The following is a 17,935-nucleotide window of genomic DNA, read 5'->3' as shown; positions in this document are numbered from 1 at the left end:
TTTTCTCGGCCTCGATATAAAAAAAGCTCCACAAGACCTTGAGGGTCCTGTGGAGCTTTCATTTATCTATTCCGTAGCAACGGATTGGTCAGCTTGCATGTTGACCGGGGAGATACGGATGAAGTTAGCTTCCAGATTGCTTAGCAGACCGTCGATTTTGACTGCTGCATCCGTTTGACCGGAGTTAGCAAGCTCAGTGCGGTAAGCTGTGAGCAACTCAGTAAGATCTTTGATACTTTGTACGCCGATTGTTTCAATTTTAACTTTTGCGCCTTTGGCAATACGACGTTCGATAGCTGCTTGGTCTAGACCCATTTCTGGTACAAGACGTTGGTAGATAACTCCGCCTGTCATACCTGCACAAATCCATGGACCTGGATCGCCCATAACAACGGCACGGCCGTTTGTCATGTATTCGAACGCAAAGCCTTTGAGGTTCGCACGTGCAGCGAGTCCGCCGAGCTCATCTCGCAACGGTGTCGTGATTTCGCCGCCGAAGACAACGTCAGCACCCGAGAAACGGATACAAGCACGTGTATCTGCGCTGCCTTGAATCAAGAACAAGCCTTTTTGTGCGCCGTAACCGAACGATTTACCAACGCTACCGTTGATGAACGTGTTGTTTTTGCCAAGTGACTTCACGATGGCGACTTTACCGCCGAACGCCATTTTACCAAGACCATCCTCGGCACCACCTTGAACGGTGATGTCAACGCCGCGGGCATTGAATGCACCTAAGCCGTTACCTGGAACAGATCCGTCAACGAGGTTCAGAGCGATAGATGGCAGTTCATCGTAGCTGCCGTCGAAACGGTCTCTTACGCGATGGCTGGAGTAACGAGTTCCGAGAATACGGGACTCTGCATCCACTTTGGACCAGTTGCGAACGATTGGAGCGTCAAACGCCAAAGATTCAGGGAAGAATTCGAGACCTTCTGCACCAGCCGCGATACGGATATCAGAGGAGACAGCTGCTTCTTCCATAGCTCTCTCAGCATCAGAAACGAACTGAAGCGGAGCAGGGCGAAGAATGTCAGACAGATCAATGCGATCCAAGTGGCTGATTTGCTCAAGTAGGTCAGAACGGCCTACAAGGTCTTGCAAGCTTGTGAATCCAAGAGAAGCAACAACTTCACGTACTTCTTCGCCAATACCACCGAACAAACGAACTAAGCTGTCTACAGCTACGTCAAATTGACGAGGTACGAAACGACGAAGGCCTTTTTCTTCTGCTTCTTCCAAGGAATCGATTTGTGTTGCGATACCAACGTGGCAAGTGTCTAAGTGACAGCCGCGGCATGTTGTACAACCGATCGATTGCATAGCGATACTACCGAAACCTGCACGGTTTGCACCGAGCATAACCATTTTAACAACATCAGATCCTGATTTCAGACCGCCATCGGACCATAGCTCAACGCGGTGACGAAGACCTGCTTCGATCAAAGCTACATGGGCAAGTTTCGTTCCGATTTCAGTAGGAAGACCAACGTGTGTCAAGGAGTGAATACGAGCTGCACCTGTACCGCCGTCAAAACCGGACAGTGTAATAACGTCAGCGCCTGCTTTGGCAACACCCACCGCAATTGTACCGATACCTGGTACGACTGGGATTTTCACGATAATTTTCGCTTTGCGACCGCTAGCTTCTTTCAACTCGGAAATGATTTGAGCCAAATCTTCGATCGAATAGATATCATGGTTATTCGAAGGGGAGATCAGGTCAGAGCCAATTGTTGCGTTACGTGCTGCAGCGATTTTGGCTGTAACTTTGGAGCCAGGTAAGTGACCGCCTTCACCCGGTTTAGCACCTTGACCGATTTTGATCTCAAGGAAGGCAACCGCGTTAGCTAGTTCAACGTTAACCCCGAAACGTCCGGATGCCACTTGTGCACCGCGCGTTTTTTTGTAGCGTCCGAGCATATCTTTAATTTCTCCGCCCTCGCCGTTCATGGTTACCATGTTCAGGCGTTCGCCGGCTTCAGCGTAGGCACGGAAAGCTGTTTCGTTTTGTGAACCGAAGGACATGGAGGAAATCAGCATCGGCAAGGAATGACCGCCAATGGAGATATCAACCTTCGATGGATCAAGCGCTTTGCGACCTTCTCCAAGTGCTTTCTCCACATTGAATCCAGCAATGTGACGAATGGAGATTGGGTTCTTCTTCTCTTCTTCACGCAGTTTGTCGCGGTAGTCGCCGTAAGAAGCAGCTCCTGATGCCGCGTCGCCGAGCGCTTTCCACATACGTTGGAAGAAACGGAAGTTTTTCGCTGCTTTTGCTTTTGGATTGGTGAAGTCGTTGTAACGAGCTTCCGCGTCAGCTTCAAGCTGTGCAAAGCCAGTTCCAGCTTTTTCACTACCAAGGTAGTTCACGATATCAAGCACCTCAGCCACTTCCGGGTGGAAGCCGATGGAGGAGAAGAAGCGTGTGTAACCGCGTAGCTCATGCGTACCGATCGTGGAGATAACTTTCTCCAGACCTTTCGTAAGAGCTGCATATACTTTACGTGCTGCTGCCGCGTTGCCTTCTTTATCAGAAGCAGTTGAGAACAACAAGTAAGGTGAAATAACGTCAGCGCCAACACCACAAGCTACAGCAATATCATGCAGGTTGCGAATGGCTGCGGAACGAAGCACTAATGTAACGTGACGGCGCAGGTTGTCGCCGAACGTAAGCTTTTCCGCACGAAGCGCGATATCGATTTTGGATACAACTAAGTGAGGCTCAAGCCATAAGCGATCGTTTTGGTGAGCTTCTGAATCATCAAGAATAATAAGTGCAGCGCCAGCTCGAGCAGCAGCAATAGCGTCAGCAGCCAAAGTGTCCAAACCAGCGCCAAGAGAAGTTCCTCTTGCAAAAGTCGTGGAAAGCACAGCTACAGCATTATCACCTTGTGCACGGAACAAAGCAACTAATTGCTCATAGGAAGGCTGGGACAGATGCTCTTCGCTGTCTACACCGTTCGTACCTTCAAGTACAAGGGGAGCTAGAAGCTCTAGACGCAGATTGTCATCAACCTGAGCGTAAACCGGCGTACGTGAACCTGCAATAACACGTGTCGAGAAATGCTCCATTTCACGGTCACGGTCAATCGCTGGGTTCGTAACAACGGCAACGCTCTCTTTAATGAAGTCAGGCACGTTTTGACGTTCCCAAGCAATAGCAGCATGAGGGGAATCGTGGCCCAGGGAACGAATAGGCTCGGCGCCTGTTTCAGACATCGTTTCGATATAAGAAATACCGTCGCGATCCCAACCAAACGCACTGTACAATTGATCCGTTGCTACCATGTTTTCGTTGAGCTCGGCTTGTGCGTCTGTTTTCAAAGGATTCAGATATTTGCGAAGTCCGCTAATATTCAGACGTTTGCTTGCGCGTTCATATACAAGAGTCTGTACTTCATGGTAAGGAATGACTTGAACATGTTCACCTGGTGTCAGCACAACGCCGACTTTCTCGCCTGGTGCGATAGGCTTCGGATCAGCAACCATGTCGCCAACCGTGATAACGCCTTGCTCCGAGGAGAAGTACAGGGAAGTTTCGCTCTCAACCATCCAAACAGGACGTAGACCAAGCGCATCCACGCTGAAAATACATTCGTTGCCGTAACGGGAAACGATACCTGCTGGACCTTGGGCGAAGTGACCCCAAACTTGACGGAAGTAAACATACAAATCTTGAAGTTCCGGACGGAATTGTTTCATTTCATTAATAATAGGAGGGAAAACCATTTCCATGGCTTCGAAAAGCGATAAGCCAAAACGGTGAATGAACGTTTCAATCGTTCTATTCATGTCTTGGGAGTCAGATCCGCCGCTAACCAGTGGAACGCCAACCATGTCTGCTTCGAGACGAAGTTTCTTAACCGTGTTGATTTCGCCATTGTGCCCGAGTAGGGAGAATGGTTGAACGCGGAAGAAGCTGGACAGTGTGTTCGTGGAATAACGGTTGTGACCGATTGTAACTTGGGATGCGAAAAGCGGATCACGCGTGTCGTTAAAATATTTCGGAAGAATGCTTGCTGCGCCTAACACTTTGTAAGCTGAAGTTACATTGCTTAATGTTGCAACGTGAACGTTGTAACGATCTTCAATCGCAATATGGAGCTCAAAAAGGTGATCAGCGACTTGGCCTTCTGTTTTGTTGCTGATGGCAGCGATTTGCCAGAATGTAGGCTCATCGTTCAATCCATTAGGACCAAGAACGTTGCTGTCTACTTGGTTTTCTTGCTCGAGAATGATGGACACATCGTGGGAAGCAAATAGCTCACGGATGCCATTCTGAATCTCGGTAACGGTCAGGTCAAGTTTGCGCGGAACAAAGATGTGTCCAACAGAAAAACGGTTATCATAAGCAAGCTTGCCGTCTTGACCCGCATCTGTTAATTTCTTTTCCCAAAGAGCGCGTGGAATGTCAGTTAAAATACCGCAACCGTCGCCTTCGCCGTTAATAAATCCTGAGCGATGTTCCATTTTTACAAGGGCATCAATCGTTTTTTGGATGTTTTCACGGGTAGGATGACCGTTCTTTTCAATAATACAAATAATACCGCAGCTGTCGTGTTCGGTTCCTAGTAGATCTTGAAAACGGCCTTCATTACGCATAATTTCATTCATTGCTCAGGTCAGTCGCCTGACCGTCACCTCCCCTATATATTTAACTCCTCGTTCACTACATTTCTTGCATTTTGGCTTTGATGAGCCCGCAACTCTTAGCAATTTCAATGGATGACCGGAAAGTGATCAAAAACGAAATATGCGAGATTTTGAATAAAAATGCAATTTAACTGAATAGCATGCCAATTTCGAGGAAATGGCTCCCTTGAAATCAGTCAAGAATCGACCCGTCATAAAGTAAGGCATCGTATACAAAAAACGAACGTGAATTTGTAAATCATGCCCTAACTTTCTAGGAAAATACTGCGAAAACAAGACTTTTCGTTAAAAGGGTAAAAGTAATCTTAGAATAGCACGAAAATGTGCATCCGACAATAGTTGCAGAGCGAAAACAAAAATGTAAGCGTTACCTTTTGTGTATAATGGTGAATAAAGGTAATTCTTTTATTGCTTGGTGGCTACTTAAAATACGAACGAACTATGATCCTAATAGGATCATAGTTCGTTTCTAGGGCAAGTCCATCAGAATCGGTAACAGAAAATTCCTAGCGCGATGGGGCCTTATTTGATGTTTTTTTATACGTAATCACTTTAATTGTGTGTATTTTCGAAAAAATTTAACCTTATCTTGTTTTCATGATTTTGAAAGCATGATCCACCGCATCGAGTGTCTGAGCGATGTCTTCTTCCGTGTGGGCAATGGTTGTAAACCAGGCTTCATATTTGGAAGGAGCGAGGTTGATCCCTTGCTCCAGCATGAGCCGGAAGAAGTCCGCGAAGCGTTCGCCGTTTGTATCCTGCGCTTCGTCATAGTTGGTGACGGGATGATCGCAGAAGTGGGTTGAGAACGCGCCGCCGATACGATTCAGCGTCAAGGCGATGCCGTGTCTCGCAGCGGATTCCACGATGCCGCCTGCAAGCGTCGCGCCAAGGTGCTCGAGCTTGGCGTAAACACCTGCCTGCTGGAGCACCTCCAAGCAGGCGATGCCGGCCGAGATGGAGGCGGGATTACCCGCCATCGTACCGGCTTGATACGCAGGTCCGAGCGGAGCGACCTGCTCCATCACGGCCTTGCGGCCCCCATAGGCTCCGATCGGCAGTCCGCCGCCGATCACTTTGCCTAGGGCCGTAAGGTCTGGCTCGACGGCGGCGAAGCGCGCCGCCGCCTCTGCCCGGTCGCCCTCCACAAGAGGGAGGCCGGGGTAGGTCTGTGCCGCGCCATAGTGGAAGCGGAACGCCGTGATGACCTCGTCGTAGATGACGAGGGCTCCGTATCTGTGAGCAGCAGCGCAGAGCTGCTCGAGGTAGCCGGCATGGGGCATGACCATGCCGAAGTTGCCGACGATGGGTTCCACCATCACCGCGGCAATCTCATCGCTCCATCGCTCGAGAGCGGCTTCCAGTGCCGGAATGTCGTTGAACGGCACGGTGATGACCTCTTGCGCGATGCTTGCAGGCACGCCGGCGCTGTCCGGCGTGCCGAGTGTGGACGGCCCGGAGCCGGCCGCCACAAGCACTAGATCGGAGTGGCCGTGGTAGCACCCGGCGAACTTAATGATTTTGGTGCGCCCGGTGAAGGCGCGCGCCACGCGAATCGTCGTCATCACGGCCTCGGTGCCGGAGTTGACGAAGCGCACTTTGTCCAGCGACGGGATCGCGGACTTCAGCATTCGCGCGAACTCGATCTCGAGTTCGGTTGGGGTGCCGTACAGCGTGCCGTTCTGTGCGGCGCGGCAAATCGCTTCGGTCACGTGCGGATGCGCGTGACCGGTAATGATCGGGCCGTAGGCGGCGAGGTAGTCAATGAAGCGATTCCCGTCTACATCCCAGAAGTGTGCGCCTTGCGCGCGCTTCATGAAGACGGGGGCGCCGCCGCCTACGGCTTTGAATGAGCGGGAAGGGGAGTTGACCCCGCCCACGATGTGCTGCAGCGCTTCTTGATATAATTGCTCGGAGTTTTTGCGATTCATAAGAAGTAATCATTCCTTTATTAAGTAGTATGTATATTGGACGGTAACTAACGGACTCAGGAGGCGTTATTTCCATGATTAAGCGTAAATATTGGATGTAACGGACTGAAATGCCGTTAATTGATGTTTCTAATGTTGTTTTTACTGGATTCGTGGCTGATAACGGCTCTGGTGTCCGAACCTGCTTGTTAATGCCACTAAAAGCCCAAATAGCGGCAGTGGAGTCCGTTACGGACGAATCGAGGCCTTAATGATCTCATAAAAAGCCCCTACTTGAGGGGCTAAAGCCCTATACCAAGTAGAGGCATCTTAATCTTCAGTCGCTTGCTTTGCCGTTTTTTCTTCATGAGCTTCCAGTCGCTCACTTTGCTATTATTCCTCCGTAAGCTTCCAGTTACTTACTTCGCCGTCGTTTTCACGGAAGTCTTCGGTGTAGGCGATGGGGATGGCTTCGTTGGACCTGTATCCGCATCCGCCTTGCCAGCGAATAAGTCTCTCACATACTGCTGCAGCTTATCTTTGTTTGCCGTAATAACCGCAGCTCCTCGAACGTTCTTCTCGACGAGTAGCCCGCTCGGCGGCAGCTGAGACGAGACGATTCCATCAGCCTTGGCTTCATAGCCTAAGGAAGCGAGCTTCAGCATATCCGTCACGCTAAGATTCGTATCAATGTAAGGATCCATTGCGTTCAATATCTTTGGCAGTTTAATGAGAGATGACGTAGTTTGCATTTTTTGAGCAACGGCTGTTAGGAATTTCCGCTGACGTTCTGTACGAGAGAAATCCGATAGAGCATCGTGCCGGAAGCGCACGTATTGCAGGGCTGTTTTGCCATCGAGATGCTGAAGCCCTTTTTTCAAATTAATATCATACACATGGTCATCTTCCGAATCGGTATATTTCATATCCTTTTCTACGTCAATTTCAATTCCGCCTACGGCATCAATGAGGGCGATGAACCCTTTGAAATCGGTATAAACATAATACTGCACCGGTATGCCAAGCAAATCACTGACGGTTTTCATGGCTAAATTCGGACCGCCTGTCGTAATCGCTGTGTTGATGCGGTCTTCGCCTTCGCCGGGGATTTTCACATATGTATCACGAAGGATGGAGAAGAGGTGAGCCTTCTTGGTCACAGGATCAATTGACGCGAGCATAATACTGTCGGACCGGGGCAGCTCATTCTTCACCATGCCGCGGGAATCCCCGCCTAGTAGTAAGATGTTAACGCGGTTCTTACCTTCCCATTTGGGAGGTGTGTATTTGTCACCCTTGTCCTTAACCGCTTGGGCAATAAGGGGTGTGCTGCCTTTGGGCGCATCCGGTTTGTTAGAAATATTTTGCGCAAAATGGTAAAAGGAATAGGAATAATAACCAGCCACCACTATCAGGAGTAAGCCGATCAGGAGCAAGGTTCGTTTAATAATTCTCATGGTTCTGCGCTCCTTTCTAAGGTAGGGATTATCTGTACTTTTTTTTCTTACAGAATTCATGTATCATGGGTTTGGTGCAGTTGTTGTACATTTTATCTTTATGATCCATATTATAGATGCTACGAAACTTCGATAGCAAGTTACGGCGAAATTTGCCGTTATATGTAGCCAAGTGTAGCCGAGTCTACCTAGACAGGAGGAAGTTCATGTTAGCCATAGATGTAGAATTGCTTCGCAAAGAATTTCAAGTTCAGCAGAGCCGTGGGGGGCTGAAGGGCGCCTTCCAAGATTTATTCCATAGAGAGTACAAACATGTTACAGCCGTGAAGGACATCAGCTTTCAAATTCCAAAGGGCGAAATTTGCGGATATATCGGTGAAAATGGCGCCGGTAAATCAACCACGATCAAAATGCTGACCGGCATACTCGTACCGACCTCTGGCCGTATCAAGGTCAATGGTTTCGTTCCATTTAAAGAACGCGAGAAGTTCGTTGCCGAGATCGGCGTCGTGTTCGGCCAGCGCAGTCAACTTTGGTGGGATATCGGTGTTGTAGAATCTTTTCAATTGTTGAAAAAGGTATATCGTGTCTCTGAAGCCGACTACAAAAAGCGCCTCGACGAACTTGTCGACCGCCTGCAACTAGCCGATTTACTGTCACGACCTGTCCGTAAATTGAGTCTGGGGCAGCGGATGCGCTGCGAGCTTGCGGCTTCGCTGATTCATAATCCGGCGATTCTCTTCTTAGACGAACCAACCATCGGTTTGGATATCGTTGTGAAAACAGAAATTCGCGAATTCCTGAAATCACTCAATCAGCGCTATGAGACAACGATCCTGCTGACCACGCACGATTTGCAGGATATTGAGGCGCTTTGCTCGCGTGTTATTATGCTCGATGACGGCCGTATTATTTATGATGGCGGTCTGGAAGAGCTGAAAGCCAAGTGGGGCAAAGGCAAGGAAGTGGTGCTCCAGTTCGAGCATCCGATTACATTACCACGTCTGCAAGAGCTGACAAGTGGTCTGGATGTGGCGTGGCAGCTTGAGAACGAATTGTCCGCGAAGGTGTTCATTCCTTACGAGCGTGCGAACGTATCTGAAGTGCTAGGCCGAGTGGTCGGTGTTCTGCAAATTCAAGATATCAAAATCAACGAAACCAACACAGATGACATCGTACGAGAAATCTATAAAGCAGGTTCAGCTGATGTGAAACGTCCAGAGGAAACAAAGCAGCCAGAGGGAGCCTTCACACATGCTTAGTGCGTATCTAGAGGTTATTCGCATGCGTTTTCTCATGATGCTTGCTTATCGGGTGAATTACTATAGCGGCATTTTGATCTATGCTCTTAATATTGGGTCCTATTATTTTGTTTATAAAGCCATTTATGGCGGTCAAGAGATGATCGGCGGCCTGACCCTAGGCCAGATGACGACGTATGTCGCGGTTTCCTGGATGGGGCGCGCGTTTTACTTCAATAACTTGGATCGGGAAATTGCCAATGAAATTCGAGACGGCAGCGTAGCGATCCAATTCATTCGACCATATAATTATGTATTTGTGAAAATGATGCAGGGACTCGGAGAAGGTGTCTTCCGCTTGCTGCTCTTCACCGTGCCGGGCATGATTTTCATATGGCTGCTGCTGCCGATTGAGTTCCCAAGCGATCCAGGCCTATGGGTGATCTACTTTGTTATGCTGTTTTTCAGTTTCCTGATCAATACGCAGCTTAATATCATCACCGGGTTGTTTGCTTTCTTCCTGGAAAATAACGAAGGCTTAATGCGCATGAAGCGCGTTGCGGTCGACTTATTTTCAGGGTTGATTATTCCGATTTCCTTTTTCCCGGGATGGTCCAAATCGATTCTTGAGTGGCTTCCGTTTCAGGCCATTACGTACCTGCCGAGCGCAGTGTTCACAGGGAAAATTGCGGGTGCCGCCATTGTTCAAAATCTCGGTATACAGGTTCTTTGGTTCTTGCTGCTGCTCGTACCCATGGTTGTTCTCTGGGTCAAATCCAAAACACGTTTATTCGTACAGGGGGGTTAACACATGGCGTTCTATGTCTCCCTAGTTGTTGAGTATCTGAAAAATTACATGAAAACCCGCCTCACCTACCGATCCGACTTCTGGATTGATGTGATTTCCGATTTGATGTTCAATGGGCTCAACTTATTCTTCATTCTCGTCGTTTTTTTGCAAACACAATCGCTCGGCGGCTGGAATCAAGAACAAATTTTGTTCATTTACGGCTATTTTATGATCCCCTATGGCATATTCATCACTTTTTTTAATCTGTGGGGCTTCAGTGAACGATATATTGTTAAAGGGGAAATGGATCGCATTCTCACCCGTCCGGCTTACAACTTATGGCAGCTGATGCTGGAGAATCTCAGTCCATCATCTTTGTTCAGTGCGTTGGCTGGGCTGATTGTTATGATCTACTCTTGGGTCAAGTTAGGGCTTCCATTCCATTGGCATGATCCGCTGATTTTTATCCTGATGGTTGTGGGCTCGATCCTGATCTATGCTGGTGTGTACATCTCGCTGACGGCGCTTGGTTTTTACTCTGATGCGCCTACGGGCATTCTGCCGCTGATTTGGAACATCCAGAACTATGGACGTTATCCGGCTACGATTTACAATAAGCTGCTTCGCAGTATTTTGACGTGGATATTGCCGTTCGCGTTCGTTGGCTTTTATCCTGCGGCGTACTTCATAGATCCGGCCAACTGGAAGTGGTTCGCGCTGCTGACGCCGGTCATGGGTGTTATTTTCAGCTTTATTGGTATTACGGTTTGGAATATTGGCGTGAAACGTTACCGCGGCGCGGGATCGTAGAATCGCTTCGCTTTGGCCTCCAACTCTGCTTATGCGGGTTGGAGGTTTTTTTGTGCTTCGCGGGGACTCGGACAGTAGAAACGATCCGTTCAGCTGCTCCCACTGTCACAAAACGCCAGCCTCACTCGCCATATGTAATGAAAAGATAAAACGGAGGCGATGGAGCATGACGGAGTTGCATAAATCCGAATTAAAGCAATACGACACAGCGGTAATAGGCGGTGGTTTGGCAGGACTAATCGCAGCTATCGAACTGGCAAAGGGCGGGCAAAAGGTGGTTATATTTGAAAGAGCTGCGCGCTTGGGAGGCCGGGCGATGACGAATAAGAAGAACGGCGCCTTTTTTAATCTGGGCGGGCATGCCTTGTATCGTGCAGGGCAAGCGTATGCGGTTTTGACGGAGCTCGGAATCCAATTAGATGGAGGAAAGCCTTCATCCAACATTAAGGCGATGTGGAACAACCGAATTGTTCCCATGCCTGCAAGTCTCACCAGTATGCTGACTTCGAAGCTGCTGACGTGGTCGGGTAAAATGCAGCTCATGAAGCTCGTGATGAAGCTTGCCAGAATGGATGCCAACCGCATCCCTGACCTGAGCCTGAGAGACTGGGCGGAGGCCGAGATTTCGGACCCGATGGTCCGTCACGTCTTTTACTCGCTATGCCGAACGGCTACCTACGCGCAGGATCCCGACTTTCAGCTAGCTGGGGCGGCGTTGGCTCAGTTGCAGCGTGCTTTAAAGGGTGTCCTTTACCTTCATGGAGGTTGGCAAACGATTGTGGATCAGCTAAGAGACAAAGCCATCCAAGCGGGTGTACAACTCATAAGCGGGAAAGATGTCAAAGAAATTGTGCTGGAAAATGGTAGGGTAAAAAAACTTATGCTTGCCGAGGGGGAGCATATCCAAGCAGCTAATGTCATCAGCACCGCCTCGCCGTCAGAGACTTATAAGTTAGTAAGCGATGCGGCTGATCGGACCCTGCTCAAACAGTGGAAGGATGAAGCTCGTCCATCCATGGCGGCATGCTTGGATCTTGGATTGAGGAAATTGCCTGAAGGCGGGCGAGACGTTGCTATGGGTCTTGATCAACCAATTTTCTTCTCTCACCATACGTTGAACGCGCAATTAAGCGACAATGGCACCTTGGTTGTGCATTTGGTCAAGTATAATGGTCCAGGCGAAAGTGATCCGAAAGCTGATGAGCGCATGCTCACCGCAGCGATGAATACCCTCCATCCCGGTTGGGAAGATGAGGTAGTGGCACGGCAATTCCTTCCTAATATCACCGTTGTCCACGACACGCTGCATCGAGGAAGGTCGAGCCGGTTCACGGGGCCGGCAGTTGAGGGGGTCGGCGGCCTCTATGTGGCCGGAGATTGGGTCACGCACGGCGAAATGCTCGCCGATGCATCGGCAGCAAGCGCCAAGCGGGCTGCGGCCGCTATTTTAAAGAGCAGCCGCATGGCGTAAAATGGCAATAGCAGGAGGTGTGAGCTATGGAAACTGCTGGGAATGCCGAGCAGATGTATACAGCGTATAAACCGCTTTTGTTCACGTTAGCTTATCGGATGCTGGGTAGCGTTATGGATGCCGAGGATATCGTCCAAGAAACTTTTCTATATATGAATGAGAGAAATCCGCAGGGTATCCAGAATCCTAAAGCTTATCTATGCAAAATGGTGACCAACCGCTGCATCGACAACCTGCGTTCCGCGAGCAAAATTCGCGAAGTCTATGTAGGCCCGTGGCTGCCGGAACCACTTGTGGGGACGGAGAGAGCGCGCGATGCGCCAGAACTATTTTATACGCAAAAAGAGTCCTTATCCACCGCTTACCTGTTACTGCTGCAGCAGCTAACTTGGGTAGAGAGAGCAGTCTTCCTATTAAGGGAAGTACTGCAATATGACTATGAGGAAATTGCTGACATTGTTGAAAAAAGCAGCGTGAACTGCCGTCAGATTTTCCGCAGAGCCAAAAGCGCAATTAGCGCCTTCGCCAATCAGGATGACGAGAATATGGGGATGGGGAGCATAAGGCTTAAACAGCCAGTGGAGGATCAGGCTAACGCTATCGTTGAGCAATTCGTCCATGCCTTAATTTCCGGCAATATGGCTCAATTGCTAAGCATCGTGAAAACAGAAGCTGTCCTATATTCCGACGGTGGGGGCAAGGTTAGAGCGGCAATTCGGCCTATTGAGGGAGCAGAACGTATTGCGATGTTTCTATCAGGCGTATTGTCCAAAGTTCCGAGTGGCTTTAGCTTTGAGTTGGCGACTGTCAATGGACAATTGGGTGTCGTTGCATATCAGGATAGACAGCCGAACAATGTGATGACTTTCCATATTGAAGATGGCCAGATTGCGGCTGTCTATTTGGTTGTGAACCCTGATAAGTTAAGACATGTAGCGGATGAAACTGTTTAAATAATTGGATAAATCGTCTATCAAAGCGCTCTGCGGATAACTTTCTTATAATGCTGTACGGAAAGGAATCCGAAGACGGAGTATAAGGCGGTATACAGCACCATGACCAATATCATGGGTGTCCACAGTTCAGCTCCGAACATGAACCAGCCGGATTGAACGGCGAAGTAACTATGAGAAAGGCCTACAACAAGCGGGATTCCGAAGTTAAATAGCTGCTTGCGGCGAATTCCCTTTAATAAATCCTCCTGCGTGTAGCCGAGTTTTCGTAAAATGGTGTAGGTCGGTTTTTCGTCTTCGCTCTCATCCATCTGTTTGAAATAGAGGATGCAGCCTGATGTGATCAGGAAAGTAAGACCCAGAAAGCCAACGATGAACATCGTAAGTCCCATTCTATTCTTCTGGTTAAGCATGCTAGTTAAGCGGGAATCTCCGCGATCATCTATATCTAAGCCTAATTCTCCGAAAATCTGGTTAGCTGTTTGCAGCTCAGCCCCGTTCACAATATCGATGCCCTGATACGTTGCGGACTTTTTTTGCAGCGAGGGAACTAGATCCTGTTTTAGCCGCTGAAAGACGGAGTCGTCTACGATGGCAACGGGCATGCCGCCATTTGTGAAGTACCAAGAGACCAGGGACGTCTTCTTCGAGCCTAAATAGGTGAGCGGGGTAGTGCGTTGCTGTCCGGCTAACTCGATTTGCCCGGCTTCTTTAAAGCTCATAAATTTACTCAACAGATCATTGGTTCCAGTGAATATAGTTTGTTCGGGTGTCACGTTGTAGAAAGGTGTATTTACATCGCTGATTACGGAAAGCATCATGCTGCTCGGATCAACCATAAGCCCGTTCATATTTCCCGCGAGAATGCCCTTTATGTTAGCTTTTGTTTGTATCACTTCAATGTTCGTATCGCTATGCGAAATGTGGCGGCCATCCAGCGCTGCCTTGAACTTGTCGGCATCTTCCTTTTGAATGATGGAGAAATGGGCCGGTACATCGTTTTTTGCTGTTTTTTCCGCAGAATAGTAGGCAATGTAGCTTAAAGACAGCAAAGCGATGGCTAATGCGGATACGGTTGTAATGACGGTTAGCAGCAGGGCATTGGATTTCATCCGAAACATAATGGAAGAGAGTGAAAGGACTTCACGAACATTCAAATAACCGTTTCTCTTCTTGCGAATGACATTAAGCAGCATGCGAACAGAGCCTCTATAAAATAGATAAGAGCCGATAATAACCGAAGCCAAAATAAAGATCATCGCTGAGAACAGCTCGACCATCGTGGTGAAATCACCACCGAACAACTTAGACGAAACGTAATACCCTAGCAGAATGAGTGCAAGGCCAATCAAACCAAGGACGGCTTCTGTATAGGACATCCGCTTTACTTTGATCTCTGTTGAGGTGGAAGCTCGGAACAATGACAGAATGGTTTGTCTTTTAATGAACACATAGTTAACTAGCATGATAAGCAAATAGACGGCAACGAACACAACAAGTGTCTGGACTAACGCCTGAGTCGAGAAGTGGAGCGTTGCGATCGCATTAACACCTGTAATTTGGAATAAAACCATCAGAATCAACTTCGACACGGAGAACCCGATGAAGCTTCCTATAAGCAGGGAACTGAAATACAGGATGAAATTTTCTGTGCTGAGGATACGGAAAATCGACGTTTTCGTCATGCCGATCAGCTGTAACAAGCCGATTTCTTTGCTGCGCCTTTTGACGAAGATGTTGTTGGCATACAGGTTGAAGATGGCGACAATCGCGATTAGCAGGACTGATGCTGATTTGATGGCGGCTGCTCCTTTAATGGAGCCCCTGGTCTGATCCAAAGCGGGATCGTATTGCAAAGTGACGAATGCAAAGTAAAGGGCGACGCTGAACATCAAAGCAAATATATACAAATAGTAATGCTTGATGTTCGCTTTCAAATTTTGAAAAATCAGCTGGTTAATGCTCATTCTGAACACCGCCTAGAACTGCCTGAGTTTTCATAATATCTTGAAAGAAAGTTTGTCTGGACTCCTGCCCTTTATAAAGCTGCGTGTACATTTGCCCGTCTTTGATGAAAATAACCCGGCTCCCGTAGCTGGCAGCGACGGAGTCGTGCGTGACCATGACGATGGTCGCCTTCCGCTTCTCGTTCATATTACTCAGCTTATGCAGTAAATCCGATGCGGATTTGGAGTCGAGTGCCCCCGTCGGTTCGTCTGCGAAAATAAGGCCTGGCTCATGAACGAACGCTCTGGCCGCGGAGGTCCGCTGTTTCTGCCCGCCCGAAATCTCATTCGGGTACTTATCCTTGATTTCATAAATGCCCAACTCAGTCGCGACTATATGAAATTTGGTCTCGGCGTCCTGTTTCGAAGTTTTGGTAATGGAAAGCGGCAGAAGAATGTTTTCTTTGACGGTCAAGGTATCGAGCAGATTATAATCCTGGAAAATAAATCCCAAATGCCGTTTGCGAAACTCGGCTAGCTGCTTTTCCTTCAAAGTCGTAATCTCTTTGCCCTCGATTTGAATGGAGCCCTGGCTAACCTTATCAATAGAGGAAAGCACATTCAGCAAGGTGGTTTTCCCCGAGCCTGACGCCCCCATAATACTGACGAACTCCCCTTTTTCAATACGGATATCGAGACCTTTCAGCACTTCTTGCTTGTTGTATTTGTTGCCGTAGCTTTTATGAACTTTCACTGCTTCGAGAATTGTCATTACACACACTCCTTTATTCGTTAGCTTTATTATAAAAAGAGCTGACCCATTATTCCCTCGATTGGGCGAACAAAGAAGAAGGGCATGTGACAAAGCTGTCACATGCCTGTTATGCGCATGACCTCATTCGGCTGTGGGAAGGTGAGGGTGAAGGTTGTGCCGGAGCCAGGCTCCGAGCTTACGGTGATCTGAATAAGCATCGACTCGGCAGCTTTCTTCGCCAAATAGAGGCCCATCCCCGTAGCGGCGCTATCTTGATGCCAAGCTGTGGAGGTGAAGCCCTTGTCGAAGATGCGCGACAGATCCTTAGGCTCGATCCCGCGGCCATGGTCGATGACCTCAAGGATCGTCCGTTCGTTGTCGCGCCGGCTCCGGATAATGATCTCCGCAGCATGAGGATCACTGTACTTCACGGCGTTCGTCACCAACTGACGCAGAATGAAAGCGAGCCATTTGGCATCGCTCAGCACTTCCGTCACTTCGAAATCAACATCGAAGCCGATGCCTTTTTGGATGCACCATGTCTTGAGCGTCTTAATTTCTGCATAGGTCAATGATTCCAAATTCACCTGCTCGATATACAGGTCGTTCTCCATGAACGGGAGTCGTTTCTGATGAAGCTGCCTGTCCAAGAGAAGGTGAATCCTTAGCCATTCGTAGGTTAATGCGGTTTTCATCGTCTCATCTTCCAGACGGTCCATCATTAGCCGCATGGCTGTTAGCGGTGTTTTGACTTCATGAATCCATGCGAGCAAATCGTCCTTCTCTTGTTCCAACGCCACCTGATGCCAAGACGCGGATTGACGGAGATGTTCGGACAGATTCCTCATGCTGGTCTCTACGATAGACTCCAAGGGAGTATCCGCACCTTCGATACTGGTAAGGTCCAGGTTGTTATTTCGCTGCTCAAGCTGCTTATAGAAGTGAGTTTCTTTGTTATAGCGAAAAACGAAAAAGATCAGAAATAACGTTGTGGTCAGAAAGACAATGTAGAGAATAGGTCCAAATGGAATGGCTTTATCCAGAAAGGCAATAAGGAGAACAAGGGTCTGTACGGATAAAAAGAAAAGGAGCCAGCTTCTTCTTTCGACGAGATAGCGTCTAATCATGGAAATGAGCCTCTTCCGTGGCCATATAGCCTTGTCCGACCTTTGTTTCGATAAAACGGCCTAACCCGAGCTCGTCCAGCGTTTTCCGAAGACGATTAACATTCACAGTTAAGGTGTTGTCGCTGACGAACCGCTGGTCGTCCCAGAGGCTGTTAATGATGATGTCCCGGGTAACGATTGTATTCTTACGTTCAATTAGGAATCTAAGAATGAAAATTTCATTTTTCGTTAATTCGATCGTACCAGCCTCGTTAGTCACCGTATTTTTTTCGTAATCGATCGTAGCACCACACCAGGTTTTCAGCTTGAGCGGCTCTGTGTTGTAGTTATAGACCCGGCGAAGAATGGCATGAATTTTGGCGATAAGCACGTCGAAATGAAACGGCTTCTGGATGAAATCATCAGCGCCAAGCTGCATCGACATCACCATGTCCGTTGGATGATCGCGTGAGGACAAGAAAACAATGGGGACATTGGAGTGAGTTCGAATCATTCGGCACCAATGGAAGCCGTCGAATTTCGGGAGTTGAATATCAATAATTACGAGATCCGGCTTCATGGCTGCGAACGTTTCAATGACCCGGCCAAAATCTGTTATGCCATGCACATCGTAAGACCACTGAGCAAGGCGGTCCTTCACTTCCGTGAAGAGAGTGGCATCATCTTCGATCAGCAATATTTTAAACATAAGGAGTCACCTGCTTGCGATAAATTTCTAACATTCATTCTAATGGAAAAAAGCGGTAAGTGCGAATGCGAACGGACAGCCTCGGGCGCCGAGTGCAAAAGAACCTTAATCTCCACGGAATGTGGGAATCAA

At 48.4% G+C, this 17,935-nt stretch carries 12 protein-coding genes; 5 read left to right on the top strand and 7 right to left on the bottom strand.

All coding sequences use genetic code 11. From position 1 onward, the window contains the following. Positions 1-66: 66 nt before the first annotated feature. The 3 genes from GQF01_RS09930 to GQF01_RS09920 form a co-directional block, all read right to left on the bottom strand. Entirely contained in the window at positions 67-4,617 is a 4,551-nt protein-coding gene (locus tag GQF01_RS09930) for a glutamate synthase-related protein (protein ID WP_235959358.1), read from the bottom strand. 623 nt (positions 4,618-5,240) lie between these two features. Beyond that, the gene (locus tag GQF01_RS09925; protein WP_161406636.1) at positions 5,241-6,587 is read right to left on the bottom strand and encodes a glutamate-1-semialdehyde 2,1-aminomutase; all 1,347 of its coding nucleotides are present in this window, start codon (positions 6,585-6,587) and stop codon (positions 5,241-5,243) included. A 398-nt stretch (positions 6,588-6,985) separates the two neighbouring features. Continuing rightward, positions 6,986-8,023 carry an LCP family protein gene (locus GQF01_RS09920; protein ID WP_161406635.1) on the bottom strand — a complete coding sequence of 346 codons (1,038 nt, stop codon included), beginning with the start codon at positions 8,021-8,023 and terminating at the stop codon, positions 6,986-6,988. Between the two features lie 206 nt (positions 8,024-8,229). Between GQF01_RS09920 and GQF01_RS09915 the strand changes: the two genes are divergently transcribed. The 5 genes from GQF01_RS09915 (at position 8,230) to GQF01_RS09895 (ending at position 13,288) form a co-directional block, all read left to right on the top strand. Next, positions 8,230-9,285: an ABC transporter ATP-binding protein gene (locus tag GQF01_RS09915; RefSeq protein ID WP_161406634.1), complete on the top strand. Its 1,056-nt coding sequence runs from the start codon at positions 8,230-8,232 to the stop codon at positions 9,283-9,285. Beyond that, the gene (locus GQF01_RS09910) at positions 9,278-10,072 is read left to right on the top strand and encodes an ABC transporter permease (RefSeq protein ID WP_161406633.1); all 795 of its coding nucleotides are present in this window, start codon (positions 9,278-9,280) and stop codon (positions 10,070-10,072) included. The genes GQF01_RS09915 and GQF01_RS09910 overlap by 8 nt, the downstream gene beginning before the upstream one ends. Positions 10,073-10,075: 3 nt before the next feature. Then, positions 10,076-10,864, top strand: coding sequence for an ABC transporter permease (locus GQF01_RS09905; RefSeq protein WP_161406632.1), 789 nt, complete (start codon positions 10,076-10,078; stop codon positions 10,862-10,864). Between the two features lie 166 nt (positions 10,865-11,030). Beyond that, positions 11,031-12,335: a phytoene desaturase family protein gene (locus GQF01_RS09900; protein WP_161406631.1), complete on the top strand. Its 1,305-nt coding sequence runs from the start codon at positions 11,031-11,033 to the stop codon at positions 12,333-12,335. A 26-nt stretch (positions 12,336-12,361) separates the two neighbouring features. Continuing rightward, on the top strand, positions 12,362-13,288 hold the full coding sequence (locus tag GQF01_RS09895) for an RNA polymerase sigma-70 factor (protein WP_161406630.1): 927 nt from the start codon (positions 12,362-12,364) through the stop codon (positions 13,286-13,288). 20 nt (positions 13,289-13,308) lie between these two features. Here GQF01_RS09895 and GQF01_RS09890 read toward each other — a convergent pair whose 3' ends face one another. The 4 genes from GQF01_RS09890 to GQF01_RS09875 all read right to left on the bottom strand — a co-directional run bounded on the left by GQF01_RS09890 (position 13,309) and on the right by GQF01_RS09875 (position 17,803). Next, positions 13,309-15,255 (bottom strand): ABC transporter permease, encoded by a 1,947-nt coding sequence (locus GQF01_RS09890; RefSeq protein WP_161406629.1) that lies wholly within the window; start codon positions 15,253-15,255, stop codon positions 13,309-13,311. After that, positions 15,245-16,006, bottom strand: a complete 762-nt coding sequence (locus tag GQF01_RS09885) for an ABC transporter ATP-binding protein (RefSeq protein WP_161406628.1) — start codon at positions 16,004-16,006, stop codon at positions 15,245-15,247. The genes GQF01_RS09890 and GQF01_RS09885 overlap by 11 nt, the downstream gene beginning before the upstream one ends. 98 nt (positions 16,007-16,104) lie before the next feature. Beyond that, a complete protein-coding gene (locus GQF01_RS09880) occupies positions 16,105-17,115 on the bottom strand; it encodes a sensor histidine kinase (RefSeq protein WP_161406627.1) in 1,011 nt (336 codons plus the stop codon). Continuing rightward, positions 17,108-17,803, bottom strand: a complete 696-nt coding sequence (locus tag GQF01_RS09875) for a response regulator transcription factor (RefSeq protein ID WP_161406626.1) — start codon at positions 17,801-17,803, stop codon at positions 17,108-17,110. Before GQF01_RS09875 ends, GQF01_RS09880 begins: the two co-directional genes overlap by 8 nt. Positions 17,804-17,935: the final 132 nt, after the last annotated feature.

The organism is Paenibacillus silvestris (assembly GCF_009882985.1).
Classification (GTDB): domain Bacteria; phylum Bacillota; class Bacilli; order Paenibacillales; family NBRC-103111; genus Paenibacillus_E; species Paenibacillus_E silvestris.
This window is presented reverse-complemented; position numbering and strand designations above follow the sequence as displayed.

Excerpts from the sequence above, each read along its gene's own strand:
- GQF01_RS09930 (WP_235959358.1), bottom strand. The coding sequence starts at position 4,617 with ATGAATGAAATTATGCGTAATGAAGGCCGTTTTCAAGATCTACTAGGA.
- GQF01_RS09925 (WP_161406636.1), bottom strand. The coding sequence starts at position 6,587 with ATGAATCGCAAAAACTCCGAGCAATTATATCAAGAAGCGCTGCAGCAC.
- GQF01_RS09920 (WP_161406635.1), bottom strand. The coding sequence starts at position 8,023 with ATGAGAATTATTAAACGAACCTTGCTCCTGATCGGCTTACTCCTGATA.
- GQF01_RS09915 (WP_161406634.1), top strand. The coding sequence starts at position 8,230 with ATGTTAGCCATAGATGTAGAATTGCTTCGCAAAGAATTTCAAGTTCAG.
- GQF01_RS09910 (WP_161406633.1), top strand. The coding sequence starts at position 9,278 with ATGCTTAGTGCGTATCTAGAGGTTATTCGCATGCGTTTTCTCATGATG.
- GQF01_RS09905 (WP_161406632.1), top strand. The coding sequence starts at position 10,076 with ATGGCGTTCTATGTCTCCCTAGTTGTTGAGTATCTGAAAAATTACATG.
- GQF01_RS09900 (WP_161406631.1), top strand. The coding sequence starts at position 11,031 with ATGACGGAGTTGCATAAATCCGAATTAAAGCAATACGACACAGCGGTA.
- GQF01_RS09895 (WP_161406630.1), top strand. The coding sequence starts at position 12,362 with ATGGAAACTGCTGGGAATGCCGAGCAGATGTATACAGCGTATAAACCG.
- GQF01_RS09890 (WP_161406629.1), bottom strand. The coding sequence starts at position 15,255 with ATGAGCATTAACCAGCTGATTTTTCAAAATTTGAAAGCGAACATCAAG.
- GQF01_RS09885 (WP_161406628.1), bottom strand. The coding sequence starts at position 16,006 with ATGACAATTCTCGAAGCAGTGAAAGTTCATAAAAGCTACGGCAACAAA.
- GQF01_RS09880 (WP_161406627.1), bottom strand. The coding sequence starts at position 17,115 with ATGATTAGACGCTATCTCGTCGAAAGAAGAAGCTGGCTCCTTTTCTTT.
- GQF01_RS09875 (WP_161406626.1), bottom strand. The coding sequence starts at position 17,803 with ATGTTTAAAATATTGCTGATCGAAGATGATGCCACTCTCTTCACGGAA.